Annotated in this window: 15 protein-coding genes; 7 read left to right on the top strand and 8 right to left on the bottom strand. The window is 72.0% G+C overall.

All coding sequences use genetic code 11. The features are described from left to right. Positions 1-98: 98 nt before the first annotated feature. On the bottom strand, positions 99-1,076 hold the full coding sequence (gene bagA / locus ACZ434_RS27980) for an ATPase BagA (protein WP_468460597.1): 978 nt from the start codon (positions 1,074-1,076) through the stop codon (positions 99-101). Between the two features lie 439 nt (positions 1,077-1,515). Here bagA and ACZ434_RS27975 point away from each other — a divergent pair, with 439 nt between their 5' ends. The 4 genes from ACZ434_RS27975 to ACZ434_RS27960 all read left to right on the top strand — a co-directional run bounded on the left by ACZ434_RS27975 (position 1,516) and on the right by ACZ434_RS27960 (position 4,682). Then, positions 1,516-1,677, top strand: coding sequence for a DUF4177 domain-containing protein (locus ACZ434_RS27975; RefSeq protein ID WP_003975360.1), 162 nt, complete (start codon positions 1,516-1,518; stop codon positions 1,675-1,677). Then, a complete protein-coding gene (locus tag ACZ434_RS27970; RefSeq protein WP_468460595.1) occupies positions 1,674-2,141 on the top strand; it encodes a RidA family protein in 468 nt (155 codons plus the stop codon). Before ACZ434_RS27975 ends, ACZ434_RS27970 begins: the two co-directional genes overlap by 4 nt. 832 nt (positions 2,142-2,973) lie before the next feature. Next, positions 2,974-3,855 (top strand): NUDIX hydrolase, encoded by an 882-nt coding sequence (locus tag ACZ434_RS27965; RefSeq protein ID WP_468460593.1) that lies wholly within the window; start codon positions 2,974-2,976, stop codon positions 3,853-3,855. Further along, positions 3,852-4,682 (top strand): MBL fold metallo-hydrolase, encoded by an 831-nt coding sequence (locus ACZ434_RS27960; RefSeq protein ID WP_468460591.1) that lies wholly within the window; start codon positions 3,852-3,854, stop codon positions 4,680-4,682. Before ACZ434_RS27965 ends, ACZ434_RS27960 begins: the two co-directional genes overlap by 4 nt. Before the next feature lie 159 nt (positions 4,683-4,841). Here ACZ434_RS27960 and ACZ434_RS27955 read toward each other — a convergent pair whose 3' ends face one another. Continuing rightward, positions 4,842-5,516, bottom strand: a complete 675-nt coding sequence (locus tag ACZ434_RS27955) for a Crp/Fnr family transcriptional regulator (RefSeq protein WP_004928297.1) — start codon at positions 5,514-5,516, stop codon at positions 4,842-4,844. Positions 5,517-5,919: 403 nt separating this feature from the next. Between ACZ434_RS27955 and nth the strand changes: the two genes are divergently transcribed. The 3 genes from nth (at position 5,920) to ACZ434_RS27940 (ending at position 9,037) form a co-directional block, all read left to right on the top strand. Then, the gene (gene nth / locus ACZ434_RS27950) at positions 5,920-7,005 is read left to right on the top strand and encodes an endonuclease III (RefSeq protein ID WP_468460589.1); all 1,086 of its coding nucleotides are present in this window, start codon (positions 5,920-5,922) and stop codon (positions 7,003-7,005) included. Positions 7,006-7,096: 91 nt separating this feature from the next. Then, the gene (locus ACZ434_RS27945) at positions 7,097-7,792 is read left to right on the top strand and encodes an NUDIX hydrolase (protein ID WP_468460587.1); all 696 of its coding nucleotides are present in this window, start codon (positions 7,097-7,099) and stop codon (positions 7,790-7,792) included. A 45-nt stretch (positions 7,793-7,837) separates the two neighbouring features. After that, a complete protein-coding gene (locus tag ACZ434_RS27940) occupies positions 7,838-9,037 on the top strand; it encodes a MarP family serine protease (protein ID WP_468460584.1) in 1,200 nt (399 codons plus the stop codon). 12 nt (positions 9,038-9,049) lie between these two features. Here ACZ434_RS27940 and ACZ434_RS27935 read toward each other — a convergent pair whose 3' ends face one another. From ACZ434_RS27935 to ACZ434_RS27910, 6 genes are all read right to left on the bottom strand, one after another. Beyond that, complete coding sequence (locus ACZ434_RS27935; RefSeq protein ID WP_468460582.1) at positions 9,050-9,232, bottom strand: hypothetical protein; 183 nt, start codon at positions 9,230-9,232, stop codon at positions 9,050-9,052. Positions 9,233-9,371: 139 nt separating this feature from the next. Continuing rightward, a complete protein-coding gene (locus ACZ434_RS27930) occupies positions 9,372-10,322 on the bottom strand; it encodes an alpha/beta fold hydrolase (protein WP_468460580.1) in 951 nt (316 codons plus the stop codon). Further along, positions 10,319-10,807, bottom strand: coding sequence for a phage holin family protein (locus tag ACZ434_RS27925; protein ID WP_468460578.1), 489 nt, complete (start codon positions 10,805-10,807; stop codon positions 10,319-10,321). Before ACZ434_RS27925 ends, ACZ434_RS27930 begins: the two co-directional genes overlap by 4 nt. Positions 10,808-10,885: 78 nt before the next feature. Beyond that, positions 10,886-12,334, bottom strand: coding sequence for a Na+/H+ antiporter NhaA (gene nhaA / locus ACZ434_RS27920; protein ID WP_468460576.1), 1,449 nt, complete (start codon positions 12,332-12,334; stop codon positions 10,886-10,888). A gap of 201 nt (positions 12,335-12,535) precedes the next feature. After that, on the bottom strand, positions 12,536-14,491 hold the full coding sequence (gene acs / locus ACZ434_RS27915; RefSeq protein WP_468460574.1) for an acetate--CoA ligase: 1,956 nt from the start codon (positions 14,489-14,491) through the stop codon (positions 12,536-12,538). Between the two features lie 200 nt (positions 14,492-14,691). Next, positions 14,692-17,250: a bifunctional SulP family inorganic anion transporter/carbonic anhydrase gene (locus ACZ434_RS27910; RefSeq protein ID WP_468460572.1), complete on the bottom strand. Its 2,559-nt coding sequence runs from the start codon at positions 17,248-17,250 to the stop codon at positions 14,692-14,694. Positions 17,251-17,361 lie beyond the last annotated feature (111 nt).

Below are 17,361 nucleotides of genomic sequence, written 5' to 3'. Positions count from 1 at the left end.
GTTGGTGCTGGGGCTGGTGCTGGCGTTCGTGCCGCGGTGGGGTTGGTGTCGGCGGTGGGGGACGTGGGGGCGGGAGCGGGGCGAACGGTCACGGCGGGTCATGTGACGTCCTGACCGCGCAGGTTCCTGGCCAGCGCGTACAGGCCGGCCAGGTCCATGCCCTCCGCGAGCAGCGGAAGCTCGTGCAACGGCACGTCGAGGTCCGCCAGCACGGCACGCTGCTCCGTCTCCAGCGCGTACCGCTCGGCGTACTCCTCCGCCTGCGCGAGCAGCGGCTCCACCAGCCGCTCGGCGTGTCCCCCGCGCCGCGCGCCGCCGAGGCCGGCGGACGACAGGGCCCGTGCGACAGAAGAACGAGGGACCGACGCCACGAGTTCCAGGGCGGAATCGTCCAGCACCCGCGGCCGCACCATGTTCACGATGACGCGCCCCACCGGCAGCCGCGCGGCGCGCAGCTCCGCGATGCCGTCCGCGGTCTCCTGGACCGGCATCTCCTCCAGCAGCGTCACCAGGTGCACCGCCGTCTCCGGCGACTTCAGCACCCGCATGACCGCCTGCGCCTGATTGTGTATCGGGCCGATCTTGGCGAGCCCGGCCACCTCGTCGTTGACGTTGAGGAAGCGGGTGATGCGGCCGGTCGGCGGGGCGTCCATCACGACGTAGTCGTAGACGAACCCGCCGTTTCTGTCCTTGCGCCGGACCGCCTCGCACGCCTTGCCGGTCAGCAGGACGTCACGGACGCCGGGGGCGATGGTGGTCGCGAAGTCGATCGCGCCGAGCTTTCTCAGGGCCCGGCCCGCACTGCCCAGTTTGTAGAACATCTGGAGGTAGTCCAGTAGGGCCAGTTCGGCGTCGATGGCGAGGGCGTACACCTCCCCGCCGCCCGGAGCTACGGCGATCTTCCGCTCCTCGTAGGGCAGCGCCTCCGTCTCGAAGAGCTGTGCGATGCCCTGCCGGCCCTCGACCTCGACGAGGAGCGTCCGCTTCCCCTCCGTGGCCAGGGCCAGCGCGAGGGCGGCGGCCACCGTGGTCTTGCCGGTTCCGCCCTTGCCACTGACGACCTGGAGCCTGCTCACGTCTTCGAGCCTAAAGGCTCGCCGCGCGCCCCGGCGGCTCCGGGTGGCAGTTCCCGGGAGTCGCGCCCCGCGCGGGAGGCGGTCGCGCGGGGCGCGGCGGGCGGTCGCGTCGGGGCTCGGTAGGCGGTCGCCACCCCGCGCGGCAGGCGGTCGCCACCCCGCGCGGCAGGCGGTCGGCACCCCGCGCGGCAGGCGGTCGGCACCCCGCGCGGCAGGCGGTCGGCACCCCGCGCGGCAGGCGGTCGCCACCCCGCGCGGGAGGCGGCGGACGGTCGTCGGTGAGCGGGCACCTGCGATCCGTGGAAGGCGGGCGCACGGTGGCGGCGCGGCTGCCGGGGGCGGTGACGGGAGTGGCGGTGGGAGCGGCGGTGGGAGTGGTGACAAGACGGCGGCGGGAGTGGCGGTGGGAGTGGTGACGGCAGCGGCTAGAGTCGGCCGCATGACCAAGTGGGAATACGCGACTGTGCCGCTGCTCGTCCACGCAACGAAGCAGATTCTGGACACCTGGGGCGAGGACGGCTGGGAGCTCGTCCAGGTCGTGCCCGGGCCGAACAACCCCGAGCAGCTGGTGGCCTACCTGAAGCGCGAGAAGCAGGCATGAGCGCCGTCGAGGCGAAGCTCGCCGAGCTGGGCCTGAGCCTGCCGGAGGTCGTGCCTCCGCTGGCCGCGTACCAGCCGGCCGTGCGGTCGGGGCAGTACGTCTTCACCGCCGGCCAGCTGCCCATGGTGGACGGCAAGCTTCCGGTGACCGGCAAGGTCGGCGCGGAGGTCACCCCGGAGGAGGCGAAGGAACTGGCGCGCACGTGTGCGCTGAACGCCCTCGCCGCGGTCAAGTCCGTCGCCGGTGACCTGGACCGGGTGGCGCGCGTGGTGAAGGTCGTCGGCTTCGTGGCCTCCGCGGCGGACTTCACGGGCCAGCCGGGCGTCCTCAACGGCGCGAGCGAGCTGCTGGGCGAGGTCCTCGGCGACAAGGGCGTCCACGCCCGCAGCGCGGTCGGTGTCGCGGTACTGCCGCTGGACGCGCCGGTGGAGGTCGAGATCCAGGTGGAACTCACGGAGGCGTAGGCCTCACGCGGCGGCACGGGGCGGCTGGGGCGCCGCTGTGCCGGCCCGTCGCGGGCCGGGCGGTCTCCCGCGCGGGACACCTCGGCGCCACCGCGTGCCGCGTCACTCGCCCGCCCGCCGACGTCATCGGCGCGGGTGCGCCGGCCGAGTGGATCGGCCGGTGGTGTGCCCCGCGCGGGGCGCGAGCGGGCCTCCCCGGCTGCCGACGTGCGGCCCGTACCGCCTTGCCCGGGTTCCCGGGCTCCGAGCCGCGCCTGCCTGTCTGTGTACGAACAACGTGGCCCGGCCCGGCGTCTCCCAGGGCTCACGGAACGCCGTCCGAGGAGGCGTGCCCGCGGGAGCGCGCCCTGGAGCGTTGTGCCGCGGCCCGCGGTCGACATCGCCACGCGCGCGTGCCGGTGCAGGACGCTCACGTGTGTCGCGCGGGCATGTCGGCTGCCCGCCGCCGGGTACGAGGCCGCAGCGCGCGACGGGCTGTGCAGCGCGGTCGTCGGCCGGCCGATGCCTCGTGTCCCGTCGGCCGGATCGGCGCTCGGCTGTCCCTGCCGGCCATCGTGGGCCCCGGTCGTATTCCGAGCCGTACCGCGCGCGGTCAGCGAGCCTCGGCGGCCCTCCCCGGTGCCGGCCAGTGGTCGGTCGTCGCGCTGCCGTACGCGTGGGCGCCGCTGCGGGGGCCGGACCGCCGCGCGGTGGTCCCTCGGAGAGCTCCACGGGTACGCGTCCCGAGCCTCCCGCCTGCGACGTCGCGTGTGCGGACCGGATGTCCCGGCTGCGCGTGCGGCCGTTCCTCCGGGCACTCGAACATCCGGGCGTCACGGGTTAGCCTCCGGCCATGGCGAATGCGCAGGCTGATGGGCAGTGGTACCCGCCGGAGTGGCCGGAACGGATCCGGGCGCTCATGGAGGGCGGCCTCACGCCGGTCACGCCGAAGCGGGCGGCCACCGTCATGCTGCTCAAGGACACCGGTGACGGACCCGCCGTGCACATGCTGCGCCGGCGTACGACCATGGCGTTCGCGGGCGGCGCCTACGCCTACCCGGGCGGTGGCGTCGACCCGCGTGACGACGACCGGCACGTCCGCTGGGCGGGCCCCACGCGCGCGTGGTGGGCGGACCGGCTCGGGGTCGACGAGGCGGGGGCGCAGGCGATCGTCTGCGCGGCCGTGCGGGAGACGTACGAGGAGGCCGGGGTGCTGCTCGCCGGTCCCACCCCCGAATCCGTGGTCGGCGACACGACCGGCGAGGACTGGGAGGCGGACCGGGCCGCGCTCGTCGCACGGGAGACGTCCTTCGCGGAGTTCCTCGACCGCCGGGGGCTGGTCCTGCGCTCCGACCTGCTGGACGCCTGGACGCGCTGGATCACCCCCGAGTTCGAATCCCGCCGCTACGACACCTGGTTCTTCGCCGCGAAGCTCCCGGAGGGGCAGCGCACCCGCAACGCCTCCACGGAGGCCGACCGCACGGTGTGGATCACCCCGCGCGGGGCGACCGCCGGCTACGACCGGGGCGAGCTGCTGATGATGCCCCCGACCATCGCCACCCTGCGCCAGCTCATGGCGTACGACACGGCCGCGGAGGCGCTCGAAGCGGCTCCCGCGCGGGACCTCACGCCGGTACTGGCCACCGCGCGCCTGGTGGAGGGCGAGATCGTGCTTTCCTGGCCGGGGCACGACGAGTTCACCAAGCACATCGCGACCGGGGGAGCCCCCGCATGACGGACGCAAGCGCCCTGCCCGGACAGCCGAGGGGAGGTGTCCTCTCCGGCCGCGCCACCGCGCGTGCCGTCAATGTGCTCGCCCCCAACCCGTCGGCGATGACCCTCGACGGCACCAACACCTGGATCCTGTCGGAACCGGACTCCGACCTGGCGGTCGTGGTCGACCCGGGCCCGCTGGACGACGGGCACCTGCGGCACGTCATCGGCACGGCCGAGCGGGCCGGCAAACGGGTCGCTCTCACCCTGCTGACACACGGTCACCCCGACCACGCCGAGGGCGCGGGCCGCTTCGCCGAGCTGACCGGTACGAAGGTGCGGGCACTGGACCCGGCGCTGCGGCTCGGCGACGAGGGGCTGGCCGCCGGGAACGTCGTCACCGTGGGAGGCCTCGAACTGAGGGTCGTGCCGACCCCCGGCCACACCGCCGACTCCCTGTGCTTCCACCTGCCGGCGGACCGGGCGGTCCTCACGGGCGACACCATCCTCGGCCGCGGTACGACGGTCGTGGCCCACCCGGACGGACGGCTCGGGGACTATCTGGACACGCTGCGCCGGCTCAGGTCGCTCACGGTCGACGACGGCGTCCACACGGTCCTGCCGGGGCACGGGCCCGTCCTGGAGGACGCCCAGGGTGCCGTGGAGTACTACCTCGCCCACCGCGCGCACCGCCTCGCGCAGGTCGAGACGGCCGTCGAGGACGGCCACCGCACCCCGTCCGAGGTCGTCGCCCACGTGTACGCCGACGTCGACCGTTCCCTGTGGCCGGCCGCGGAACTGTCGGTACGCGCCCAGCTGGAGTACCTGCGGGAGCACGGCCTCATCTAGGGCCGCTCCCGGCTGAAAGCAGCGTGCGGGGTGGCCAGCGGGTCGTGTTCGCTGCGGCCCACGTGTGCGGTGCCGCGCGGGAGCGAGGCGGACGTACGGACGCGACGGAGCCCCGCTTCCGGCGGGGAAGCGGGGCTCCACCGATGGCGTTGCCGGGTGTCAGCGGGAGCGCTTCGCGAGACGCTCGACGTCCAGGAGGATCACCGCGCGGGCCTCCAGACGGAGCCAGCCGCGCTGGGCGAAGTCCGCCAGGGCCTTGTTGACCGTCTCGCGGGACGCGCCGACCAGCTGGGCCAGCTCCTCCTGCGTGAGGTCGTGCACCACGTGGATGCCCTCCTCGGACTGCACGCCGAAGCGGCGGGACAGGTCCAGCAGGGCGCGGGCGACCCGGCCCGGGACGTCCGAGAAGACCAGGTCCGACATGGCGTCGTTGGTCTTGCGCAGCCGGCGCGCGACCGCGCGCAGCAGCGCGGTGGCGACCTCGGGGCGGGCGCTCAGCCAGGGCGTGAGGTCGCCGTGGCCCAGGGCGAGCAGCTTGACCTCCGTCAGCGCCGTGGCGGTCGCGGTGCGCGGGCCCGGGTCGAACAGGGACAGCTCACCGATCAGCTCGCCCGGGCCGACCACGGCGAGCATGTTCTCGCGCCCGTCGGGGGACGTGCGGTGCAGCTTGACCTTGCCCTCGGTCACCACGTAGAGGCGGTCTCCGGGATCGCCCTCGTGGAACAGGGAGTCGCCCCGTGCCAGGGTCACCTCGCTCATGGAGGCGCGAAGCTCCGCGGCCTGCTCGTCATCGAGCGCCGCGAAGAGCGGGTTCCGCCGCAGAACGTCGTCCACGAGTTCTCTCCTTGTCGACCTGCTCAGGGGATCTTCTTCCCCACGTACCAGGGGACCGTGGTGCCCATTTTGCCGGACGGTCCAAACAGTGTGATCTGTCACAAGGATGCCGTACGGGCCGGTCGGGGTATGCGGCAGGGGTCCAATTGGACGCCGGACTTCCGGGGCCGGGGCGGATGTCGGTGCCGGGTCGTAGGCTGGCCGGGTGTCCAAATCGCCGGTGAGAGCACAGGCCGAGGAGGCTGCGCGAGTGGGTGTACGTCGCGATTCCGCTGTGGGCGAACAGGGCTCCGATGGCGGTAGGGAAACGGCGAAAGCGGCAAAGGGAGCGCCGTCCCAGGAGCCGGAGAAGTCGGAGAAGCGGGAGAAGCATGAGCAGTCGGCGCGGTCGAGGGTGAAGCCGGTGGCTGCCGACGCGAGCGGGGAGGCCGCGAAGCGCGCGCCGGGGAAGACGGCTGCGTCCAAGAAGGCCGCGGCCGAGAAGGCGGCCCCCGCGGAGAAGGCGGCCCCCGTGAAGAAGGCGGCCCCCGCGAAGAAGGCCGCACCCGCCAAGAAGTCCGGCTCCGCCAAGAAGGCCACCAAGAAGGCCGCCCCTGCCGAGAAGGCCGCCACCATCAAGAAGGCCCCGCCCCCCAAGAAGCAGATCGTCGCGCCCAAGAAGGCGACCGCGGCCGTGAAGGCGGCCCCCGCGAAGGCCGTGGTCAGGCCGGCCAGGGACGAGTCGCGCACCGCGCTGGTCCGGCGGGCGCGCCGGATCAACCGTGAGCTCGCCGAGGTGTACCCGTACGCCCATCCGGAGCTGGACTTCGAGAACCCCTTCCAACTCGTCGTCGCCACGGTGCTGTCGGCCCAGACCACCGACCTGCGCGTCAACCAGACGACCCCCGCCCTGTTCGCGAAGTACCCCACCCCGGAGGACCTGGCCGCGGCCAACCCCGAGGAGGTGGAGGAGATCCTGCGCCCCACCGGCTTCTTCCGGGCCAAGACCAAGTCGGTGATCGGGCTGTCGAAGGCGCTCGCGGAGGACTTCGGCGGCGAGGTGCCCGGCCGGCTCGAGGACCTCGTGAAGCTGCCCGGCGTGGGCCGCAAGACCGCCTTCGTCGTGCTCGGCAACGCGTTCGGGCGCCCCGGCATCACCGTGGACACGCACTTCCAGCGCCTCGTACGCCGCTGGCAGTGGACCGCGGAGACCGACCCCGACAAGATCGAGGCGGCCATCGGTGCGCTCTTCCCCAAGAGCGACTGGACCGACCTGTCCCACCATGTGATCTGGCACGGCCGTCGTATCTGCCACGCCCGCAAGCCGGCCTGCGGCGCCTGCCCCATCGCCGCGCTCTGCCCGGCGTACGGCGAGGGCGAGACGGACCCGGAGAAGGCGGAGAAACTGCTGAAGTACGAGAAGGGCGGCCTCCCGGGCCAGCGTCTCAACCCTCCGCAGGCCTACCTCGACGCCGGCGGCAGGTCCGCCCCGCCGTTGGGGGCCGGATGACGGAGCGGGGCACGCGACGGCGGCCGGCGGAACGATCTCGGGGCCGCCGGGCGTTGGACTCGTGGGACGCGGTCGGACGAGGGGGGTGGCGATGGCACGGGCGAGCGGTACCCAGGGCGGCCCGGTGACGCTCAGCCAGGAGGGGCTGCCGGGCTGGCTGGAGCCGGTGGCCCGCGCGGCGGACACGGTCGCGCCGCGGCAGCTGAGCCGCTTCCTGCCCCCGGAGGACGGCGCGGGGCGGCAGTCGGCCGTCCTCGTCCTCTTCGGTGACGGCGCGCGCGGCCCGGAGCTGCTCCTGATGGAGCGGGCGACCTCGCTGCGCGAGCACGCGGGGCAGCCGTCCTTCCCCGGAGGGTCCCTCGACCCCGAGGACGGGGATCCGCAGGGCGACGGTCCGCTGCGGGCCGCTCTGCGCGAGGCCGAGGAGGAGACCGGGCTCGATCCGTCCGGCGTCCAGCTCTTCGGCGTACTGCCGAAGCTCTACATCCCGGTCAGCAGCTTCGTCGTCACCCCCGTGCTGGGCTGGTGGCGGGCGCCCAGCCCGGTCGGTGTCGTCGATCCGAACGAAACAGCGCGGGTGTTCACCGTTCCGGTGGCGGATCTCACCCACCCCGACAACCGTGCGACCACGGTCCATCCCAGCGGCTATCAGGGTCCGGCATTCCTGGTCGAATCCGCCCTCGTATGGGGCTTCACGGCGGGGGTCATCGACCGGTTGCTGCACTTCGCCGGGTGGGAGCGGCCCTGGGATCGGGACAAGCGGGTCCCCCTGGACTGGCGGTCATGACAGGGTGGTCGCCGTGCTGGGTACGACGAGGCGAGGCTTGAAGCGGTGAACGTGCTGGACATCCTGTTGCTGCTCGCCGCCGTGTGGTTCGCGGTCGTCGGCTACCGCCAGGGCTTCGTCGTCGGCATCCTGTCGGTGATCGGCTTCCTGGGCGGCGGACTCGCCGCCGTGTACGTGCTGCCCGTGATCTGGGACGCCCTGACCGATGACGCCGAGGTCGGCACGACCGCCGCCGTCGTCGCGGTCGTCGTCGTCATAGTCTGCGCCTCCGTCGGCCAGGCCCTGACCACCCATCTGGGCAACAAGCTGCGCCGCTACATCTCCTGGTCCCCGGCCCGCGCGCTGGACGCCACCGGCGGGGCGCTGGTCAACGTGGTCGCGATGCTGCTGGTCGCCTGGCTGATCGGCTCGGCCCTCGCCGGTACGACACTGACCACCCTGGGCAAGGAGGTCCGCGGCTCCAAGGTGCTGCTCGGGGTCTCCCGGGTGCTGCCCGACCGGGCCGACACCTGGTTCGCCGACTTCTCCTCCATCCTCGCGCAGAACGGTTTCCCGCAGGTCTTCAGCCCGTTCGCCAACGAGCCGATCAACGACGTACGGCCGCCGGACCCCACCCTCGCGAACAGTTCCGTGGCGACGCGCGCGCAGCGCTCCATCGTCAAGGTCATGGGTACGGCGGAGAGTTGCGGCAAGGTCCTGGAGGGCACCGGGTTCGTCTTCGCCGACCGGAGGGTGATGACCAACGCACATGTCGTGGGCGGAGTCGACGACCCGACCGTGCAGATAGGCGGCGAGGGCAGGAAGTACGACGCGCAGGTCGTCCTCTACGACTGGGAACGCGACATCGCCGTCCTCGACGTCCCCGACATGGATGCCCCGGCGCTGAAGTTCGCGGCGGAGGACGCGAGCAGCGGTGACGGAGCCATCGTCGCCGGCTTCCCCGAGAACGGTGCCTACGACGTGCGGGCCGCGCGCGTACGCGGCCGCATCACGGCCAACGGCGCCGACATCTACCACCGCGGCACCGTCCGGCGGGACGTGTACTCCCTGTTCGCGAACGTCCGTCAGGGCAACTCCGGCGGCCCGCTGCTGAGCACCGAGGGCACGGTCTACGGCGTGGTCTTCGCGAAGTCCCGGGACAACGCCGAGACGGGATACGCGCTCACCGTGGACGAGATCCGGGAGGACATCGCCAAGGGCCGTACCGCGAACCGTGAGGTGGACAGCGACAGCTGCGCGCTGTGAGGTGAAGGACTGTCAGCCGCGGGGGTGGCGCAGGCGTACGGACACCCAGCGCGCCCGGCGGCGGAGGATGCGCGGGATGCCCACCTTGAGGTCCGTAGCCGCCATCTGTGGTGCACCGCCTCGCTGGTGGGAGCTCACACCGCCCGCCGAGCGGCGATTGCGGGTTGCGTCACTGTAATCGTGCGTCCAGCCCATACCCCGACGTTTGCCCCCGCCCCAAGGTCGATAACCGCCTCACGGGCCCCCAATTGGCCTATGCGCCGGGCAATTGGCGTTCGTCGGACAAGCGTTCAGGGTGCGGGCGTCGGGAGCGGTACCGAGCGCGTTCGGCCGGTTACCGGTCGGGCTCGGGATCCTTCAGCCAATTGATCAGTTCGGTCGAGAAGGTGACCGGGTCCTCTTCGTGCGGGAAGTGTCCCAGCCCGTCGAACAGCCGCCAGCGGTACGGCGCTTCGACGTACTGCCCGGACCCCGCGGCGACCCGGGTGCGGACGACGGGGTCCAGGGAGCCGTGCAGATGCAGCGTCGGCACCCGCACCGGGCGCTTCATCCTCCGGTTGAACTGGAAGCCGTCCGGGCGGGCGAGGGAGCGCACCATCCAGCGGTACGGCTCGATCGAGCAGTGCGCCGTGGAGGGGATGCACATCGCCCGCCGGTAGTTCTCCAGCGCCTTGTCGTCCGGAAGGCGGGGGCCGGACCAGTCCTGGATGAGCTTCGCCACCAGCGCCCCGTCGTCCGCGGTGAGCTGCCGCTCCGGGATCCAGGGCCGCTGGAACCCCCAGATGTGGGACATGGCCGCCGACTGCCGGGCGTCGGAGAGCATCGCCGACCGCCACTGCCGCGGATGCGGCATCGACGAGACCGCCAGCCGCCGTACGAGCTTGGGGCGCATCGCCGCAGCCGTCCACGCCAGGTAGCCGCCCAGGTCGTGGCCGACCAGTGCGGCGTCCGGCTCGCCGAGGGAGCGGATCACGCCGGTGATGTCCAGCGCGAGGTTGGCCGGGTCGTAACCGCGCGGTGTGCGGTCGCTGCCGCCGACCCCCCGCAGGTCCATGGCGACGGCCCGGAACCCCGCGTCGGCGAGCGCCGTCAACTGGTGCCGCCAGGTCCACCAGAACTGGGGGAAGCCGTGCAGCAGCAGTACCAGGGGGCCGTCGCCCAGCTCCGCGATGTGGAAGCGGGCGCCGTTGGCGGCGACGTCCCGGTGCGTCAGTCCGTCGCCGCCCGGGATGTCGAGGCGTACGGCCGAAGCGGGTTGCGCCGAAGGGGTGGCGGGTTCCGTCATGAGGACGAGCGTGCCACAGCCTCGATCGCCTGGGGGACCCGGTCCTCGGGCAGGGCGGGACGGGGGTGCGGCTTGGCCTTCTGCAGGACGCCCGCCGTCTCCTTCACCGAGGCGGCGACCTTCTGCGGGCCCCGGCCCTTCTTGGCCTTCTTGACGAAGACGACACCGATCAGCGCGAGGACCACGGCGATCAGCACGTTCGCCGCGAAGGACAGCAGGAAGCAGAGCGCGAGGTTCCAGTCGCTCCAGGTGTGGATGCCGTAGGCGAGGGCGAAGTTCAGCATCGGCAGGGAGAAGAGCAGCAGCACTCCGGCCGCCGTGAACGCGAGGCCGCTGGTCGCGCCGCGCTTCAGGTCCTGCGTGAGCTGCGCCTTCGCCAGCGCGATCTCGTCGTGCACCAGCGCCGACATGTCGGCCGTCGCCGAGGCGAACAGCTGGCCGATGCTGCGTTCGGCGCCGACCGGGCTGCCGTCGGGTGCGCTCATCGCGGTCTCCCTCTCCTGCGTACGTCGTACGTTGCTCGTCTGCGCGTACGGTTCCGTCTTTTGTACCGTCTCGTCAGATCATGCCGGACCGTGGTGCTGATCGCCTGCCCCGCCCGGTACTTCGGCAAGCGCGTCCCGCTCGGCGGCCTTCTCCCCGGCGAGTCGCCGGTGCTCCGCGGCCTTGCGCTCGTGGATCTCCGCCATGCGCAGGTGGTAGGCCGGGTCGTCCTGCTCGTAGATGTCCGGGACGCCGCTGAGGTCCTCGTCCCGCTCCTCGTCCTCGGTCAGCCTGCGGTACTTGGCGTTGCGGATCTTCAGCAGGACGGTCGCGAGGACGGTGGCGATCAGCGACCCGGTCAGGACGGCGGCCTTGACGCTGTCCGTCATGGACGCGTCGTCCTCGAAGGCGAGTTCGCCGATGAGCAGCGACACGGTGAAGCCGATCCCGGCGAGCGTCGACACCGCGAACACGTCCGGCCAGGCGAGGTCGTCGCTGAGTGACGCCCTTGTGAAGCGGGCCGTCAGCCAGGTGCCACCGAAGATGCCGAGCATCTTGCCGACGACGAGCCCGAGGACGACGCCGAGCGTCTCGGGCTGGGTGAACACCTTCGCCAGGGCATCACCGGAGACCGCCACGCCCGCGCTGAACAGGGCGAACAGCGGGACCGCGAGGCCGGCCGAGAGAGGCCGGACGAGGTGCTCGATGTGCTCGCCGGGGGAGTGCTCCTCACCTTCGCGGCGGTGGCAGCGGAGCATCAGGCCCATGGCGACACCGGCGATGGTGGCGTGCACGCCGCTGTTGTACATCAGCGCCCACACGGTCAGCGCCAGCGGCACGTACACGTACCAGCCGCGTACGCCCTTGCGCAGCAGCAGCCAGAAGAGGGCCAGACCCGCGGCCGCGCCGCCGAGCGCGGCGAAGTTGAGGTCGGCGGTGAAGAAGACCGCGATGATCAGGATGGCGAACAGGTCGTCGACGACGGCGAGGGTGAGCAGGAAGGCGCGCAGGGCGCTGGGCAGCGAGGTGCCGATGACGGCGAGCACGGCCAGCGCGAAGGCGATGTCGGTGGCGGTGGGCACGGCCCAGCCGGCCAGGGAGCCGCCGCCGGCGCCGTTGACGAGCGTGTAGACCAGCGCCGGTGCGGCCATGCCGCACAGGGCGGCGACGACGGGGAGCGCGGCGGCCTTGGGGTCGCGGAGGTCGCCGGCGACGAGTTCGCGTTTGAGCTCGATTCCGGCGACGAAGAAGAAGATCGCGAGCAGTCCGTCGGCCGCCCAGTGCGCCACGGACAGGTTCAGCCCGAGCGCCTCGGGGCCGAAGTGGAAGTCGCTGACGCTCTCGTAGCTGTCGCGCAGCGCGGGTATGTTCGACCAGGTCAGCGCGGCGACGGCGGCGATGAGAAGCAGGACACCACCGACGGTCTCGGTGCGCAGCGCGTCCGTGACGAAGGTCCGCTCGGGCAGGGAGAGACGCCCGAAGACCTTGCGGGGGGAGTCGGGAGAGTCGGGGGTGCGGGGGGCGCTCACAGGGTGTTCCTCTGGTCGACGGGTAGCACGAATCGCGTGCCGACCAGACTTCCCGGCGCCCCATGAGACAACAGCTTTCCGCACACCCTAACGAACGTGCCCCCGAACTGCACCAGGAGTCCTCGGGGGCATCCGGGCGCACCCGGCTGCATCCGGCGCACGGATGCGCCGGATGCACCGTCGTGTTCGGGCGCTGCCCGCTCAGTCCTCGCTGGGCGCCTGGGGCAGCTTGGCCTGGATGAGATCCATGACCGTGGAGTCCGTCAGGGTGGTGACGTCTCCGAGCTGGCGGTTCTCCGCGACGTCGCGGAGGAGGCGCCGCATGATCTTGCCGGAGCGGGTCTTGGGCAGCTCGGCCACCGGAAGGATCCGCTTGGGCTTGGCGATCGGGCCGAGCGTGGCGCCCACGTGGTTCCGCAGCTCGCCGACGAGGTCCTCGGTCTCCGCCGCCGTGCCGCGAAGGATCACGAAGGCGACGATCGCCTGGCCGGTCGTCTCGTCCGCCGCGCCGACCACGGCCGCCTCGGCGACCGACGGGTGGCTGACCAGCGCGGACTCGACCTCCGTGGTGGAGATGTTGTGCCCGGACACCAGCATTACGTCATCGACCCGGCCCAGCAGCCAGATGTCGCCGTCGTCGTCCCGCTTGGCGCCGTCACCGGCGAAGTACTTGCCCTCGAAGCGCGACCAGTACGTGTCGATGAACCGCTGGTCGTCGCCCCAGATGGTGCGCAGCATCGACGGCCACGGCTCGGTGAGGACCAGGTAGCCGCCGCCGCCGCTCGGCACCTCGTTGGCCTCGTCGTCGACGACCGTCGCGGCGATACCGGGCAGCGGGGTCTGCGCGGAACCGGGCTTGGCGTCGGTCACGCCCGGCAGCGGGGAGATCATGATGCCGCCGGTCTCGGTCTGCCACCAGGTGTCCACCACCGGGGTGCGGTCCCCGCCGATGTTCTTGCGGTACCAGATCCACGCCTCGGGGTTGATCGGCTCACCGACGGAACCCAGTACCCGCAGCGAGGACAGGTCGAACTTCGCGGGGATGTCGTCGCCCCACTTCATGAACGTCCGGATCGCGGTGGGCGCCGTGTAGAGGATCGTCACACCGTACTTCTGCACGATCTCCCAGAAGCGGCCCTGGTGCGGGGTGTCCGGGGTGCCCTCGTACATGACCTGGGTGGCGCCGTTGGCGAGCGGGCCGTAGACGATGTACGAGTGGCCGGTGACCCAGCCGACGTCGGCCGTGCACCAGTACACGTCGGTCTCGGGCTTGAGGTCGAACACGGACCAGTGGGTGTACGCCGTCTGGGTGAGGAAGCCGCCGGAGGTGTGCAGGATGCCCTTGGGCTTACCCGTGGTTCCCGAGGTGTAGAGGATGAACAGCGGGTGCTCTGCCCCGAACGCCTCCGGGGTGTGGTCGGCGCTCTGCCGCTCCACCAGGTCGTGCCACCACACGTCCCGGCCCTCGGTCCAGGCGACGTCCTGGCCGGTGCGGCGGACGACGAGGACGTGCTCGACGTTGTCCACCCGTCCGACGGCCTCGTCCACGGCCGGCTTGAGCGCGGACGGCTTGCCGCGCCGGTAGCCGCCGTCGGCCGTGATGACGACACGGGCGTCGGCGTCCTGGATACGGGTGGCGAGCGCGTCCGCCGAGAAGCCGCCGAAGACGACCGAGTGCGCGGCGCCGATCCGGGCGCAGGCCAGCATCGCCACGGCCGTCTCGGGGATCATCGGCATGTAGACGGCGACCCGGTCGCCCTTCTGGACACCCAGCTCCAGCAGAGCGTTGGCGGCCTTGGAGACCTCGTCCTTGAGCTGGGCGTAGGTGATGGCGCGGCTGTCGCCCGGCTCGCCCTCGAAGTGGATGGCGACGCGGTCGCCGTGTCCGGCCTCCACATGCCGGTCCACGCAGTTGTAGGCGACATTGAGCTCGCCGTCCTGGAACCACTTGGCGAACGGCGGGTTCGACCAGTCCAAGGTCTCGGTGGGCTCGGTGGCCCAGGTCAGCCGACGGGCCTGCTCGGCCCAGAAGCCGAGCCTGTCAGCCTTGGCCTGTTCATACGCCTCCGCTGTGACGTTGGCGTTCGCGGCCAGGTCGGCGGGGGACGAGAAGCGACGCTCCTCCTTCAGAAGGTTGGCCAGGCTTTCATTGCTCACGGCATCTGCCTTTCCCAGGGTGTCCGTTGTGTCCCAGGCCACAGCTCATCAGACCCGGGGGTGCGCTGACAAGGGTCGACGGGAAATTGGTGTAGACCTGTCGGGGGTCGAGTGCTGCGGTGTTCCTCAACCCTTCCCACGCGTCCCGGAGCAAGCCGGTTCAAGTGGTGCAGCGTCTCTCACGCCGGCAGGCCGCCGCCTCACAGCGCCAGGTCCACGTCCCGCACCCGGTCGAACACCCTCTCCTCGTCCCGCTCGGTGAGGAGATACGTCTGGGCCTCTCCCACGTGGAAGTACAGCCCGTGCAGTTCCAGGGCTCCGTCCTTCAGAGCGCGGGCCACCGCCTCGTGAGCGCGCAGATGCTCCAACTGCTGCACGACGTTCGTCAGGCAGAGCCGCTCGACCGCGTCGGCCGGCGTCCGTTCGGTCAGCTGCGGCGGGGCACCGCTGTCGGCGTCCATGCGCTCCAGACTGGGCCGGCCGTGCCGCAGCCAGCGTCTCAGTGGCGTACGGGCGCCGCCGCCCGGCTCGGAGTCGAGCAGTGCCTGCATGGCACCGCACCCCGAGTGCCCGCACACCGTGATCGACCGCACTCCCAGCACCTCCACGGCGTACTCGATGGCGGCCGCCACCGAGTCGTCGCCGCTCTCCGCGCCGGGCGGGGGCACGAGGTTGCCGACGTTGCGCACCACGAACAGGTCTCCCGGGCCACTGGACGTGATCATGGAGGTGACCACCCGGGAGTCGGCGCAGGTCAGGAACAGCTGGGCGGGCCGCTGTCCCTCGCGCGCCAGCCGGGCCAGCTCTCCGCGCACCAGGGGAGCGATGTAACGCTGGAACGTGCCGATGCCGCGCACGAGCTGGCTGCCTCCGGCGTTCTCCCGGTCCCGATCCCGGTCCCGTCCCCGGTCCCGATCCCGGTCTCGATCCTGGTCTTGCTCCGGCTTCAGATCCCGTCCCGGCGCCTGCATACGCTCCGGAGACTTCGCCGGGAGCGTTCTGGCTGCTGCACCTTCCGGTCCGTCCGCTCCGTTCGCGAGGCCCATTGCGTCGGCCAGGTCTCGGCTGCGGTCGCTGTCCGGCAGGGGGCGTGGGCGGTCGCACTGGTGGTTGCGCCAGGCCGTCCAGGGCCGGCAGCGGCAGTGGGCGCCGGAGGCTCCGGCCGCCTCGGGTCCGCCGTCGGGGTGCCCGGAGGAGAGGGCGGCCGGTTCGGCGATCCGGACCCCGGCGCGGCGGCCGGTGATCTCGACGGTGCCGCCCCGCGCGGTGTGTGTGCTCTGCCAGTCCTGCAGCGTCTCGTACGCCGCGTGATCCATGAAGGAGCCGTCCAACGCGACGACGACACTCGCCCCTTGGGGTACGAGATGCAGGGCCCGGCTGAGCCGTGGCACCGCGAGGAAGGTCAACTGCCCTCTGACGTGTACGTGATGGACTCCTTCCTCTCTCTCGTGGGTGATGCGGGTGCGGGTGAGGCGGTGCAGGGCCACGCCGACGGCGACGGCGATGCCCAGGGCGACGCCCTCCAGAACGCCGAAGGACACGACACCGAGGGTGGTCGCGGCGTAGACCAGCACTTCACGGTGGCGGGTCACCGTGCGGATGTGGTTCAGGGACACCATCCGGATGCCGACGGCCATCACCAGGGCGGCGAGCGAGGCGAGCGGGATGAACTCCAGGAGCGGGACCAGGAGCAACGCGGCGGCTACTACGAGAACGCCGTGCAGCATCGTGGAGTTCCGGCTCACGGCACCCGCGCCCACGTTCGCGGAACTGCGCACCGCGACCCCGGCGACGGGCAGTCCGCCGAGGGATCCGGAGACGATGTTGGCGGCGCCCTGGCCCAGCAGTTCGCGGTCGAGGTTTGACCGTCCGACCGGGCCGGGACCGGGCCGGGCGGACACCAGCTTGTCCACGGCGACGGCGCCGAGCAGCGATTGCACGCTGCACACCAGGGTCGTGGTGAGCACGGCGGCGACGAGACCGAGCACCGGGCCCTCCGGCAGCCCGGCCAAGGCGTGGTTGCGCCAGGACGGCAGGTCGACCTTGGGCAGGACGAGTCCGGCCGCGGCGGCGATCGCGGTGGCCCCGGCGACGGCGACGAGCGCGGCCGGGACCTTGTGCAGCAGCATCCCGGTTCGTCCGGGGAGCCGCGGCCAGAGCAGCAGCAGCGTCAGGGTCAGCAGGCTCACGAAGAGAGCCGCGGGATGCAGGTTGACCAACTGGGAGGGGAGCGCCCGGAGGTTGTCGGGCACCGAGCTCTGTGGAGTGCCGCCGAGGACGATGTGCAGCTGGGCGACGGCAATGGTGATACCGATTCCGGCGAGCATGCCGTGCACGATCGCGGGGCTGACGGCGAGCGCGCCGCGGGCCACCCGCAGACAGCCCAGTCCGAGCTGGGCGAGGCCGGAGAGAACGGTGATGGCGCAGGTCGTCCGCCATCCGTAGTGCTGGATGAGATCGGCGGTGACGACGGTGAGCCCGGCGGCAGGACCGCTGACCTGGAGCGGGCAGCCGGCGATCCGCCCGGCGACGAGTCCGCCGACGGCGGCGGCGACCAGTCCCGCCTGGAGCGGGGCGCCGGTGGCGAGGGCGATGCCGAGGGACAGTGGAAGGGCGATGAGGAAGACCGCGACCGCGGCCGACACATCGGCGCTCGCGATGCGGAGACGCCGGGGGCCGGACGGTGGCGGGCTGTGGGGTGGGTGGGTGCGCTCGGTGTGATTCGGGTCGGCGGTGTGGGAGGGAACGCAGGCTGACATGGTGCCCCGTCTCCTTCGGGTCTGTGCGGCGGTGCAGCGGGTGGGCCCCACTCGGCGGTGGGGGCGGTCGCGGCCGTGGGGCACGGCCCCAGAACGGCGGGAAATGGCAAC

This window comes from Streptomyces sp. NPDC030893 (assembly GCF_055571535.1).
This window is presented reverse-complemented; position numbering and strand designations above follow the sequence as displayed.

Excerpts from the sequence above, each read along its gene's own strand:
- ACZ434_RS27965 (WP_468460593.1), top strand. The coding sequence starts at position 2,974 with ATGGCGAATGCGCAGGCTGATGGGCAGTGGTACCCGCCGGAGTGGCCG.
- ACZ434_RS27930 (WP_468460580.1), bottom strand. The coding sequence starts at position 10,322 with ATGACGGAACCCGCCACCCCTTCGGCGCAACCCGCTTCGGCCGTACGC.
- ACZ434_RS27935 (WP_468460582.1), bottom strand. The coding sequence starts at position 9,232 with ATGGGCTGGACGCACGATTACAGTGACGCAACCCGCAATCGCCGCTCG.
- ACZ434_RS27945 (WP_468460587.1), top strand. The coding sequence starts at position 7,097 with ATGGCACGGGCGAGCGGTACCCAGGGCGGCCCGGTGACGCTCAGCCAG.
- ACZ434_RS27925 (WP_468460578.1), bottom strand. The coding sequence starts at position 10,807 with ATGAGCGCACCCGACGGCAGCCCGGTCGGCGCCGAACGCAGCATCGGC.
- ACZ434_RS27970 (WP_468460595.1), top strand. The coding sequence starts at position 1,674 with ATGAGCGCCGTCGAGGCGAAGCTCGCCGAGCTGGGCCTGAGCCTGCCG.
- ACZ434_RS27960 (WP_468460591.1), top strand. The coding sequence starts at position 3,852 with ATGACGGACGCAAGCGCCCTGCCCGGACAGCCGAGGGGAGGTGTCCTC.
- ACZ434_RS27910 (WP_468460572.1), bottom strand. The coding sequence starts at position 17,250 with ATGTCAGCCTGCGTTCCCTCCCACACCGCCGACCCGAATCACACCGAG.
- ACZ434_RS27975 (WP_003975360.1), top strand. The coding sequence starts at position 1,516 with ATGACCAAGTGGGAATACGCGACTGTGCCGCTGCTCGTCCACGCAACG.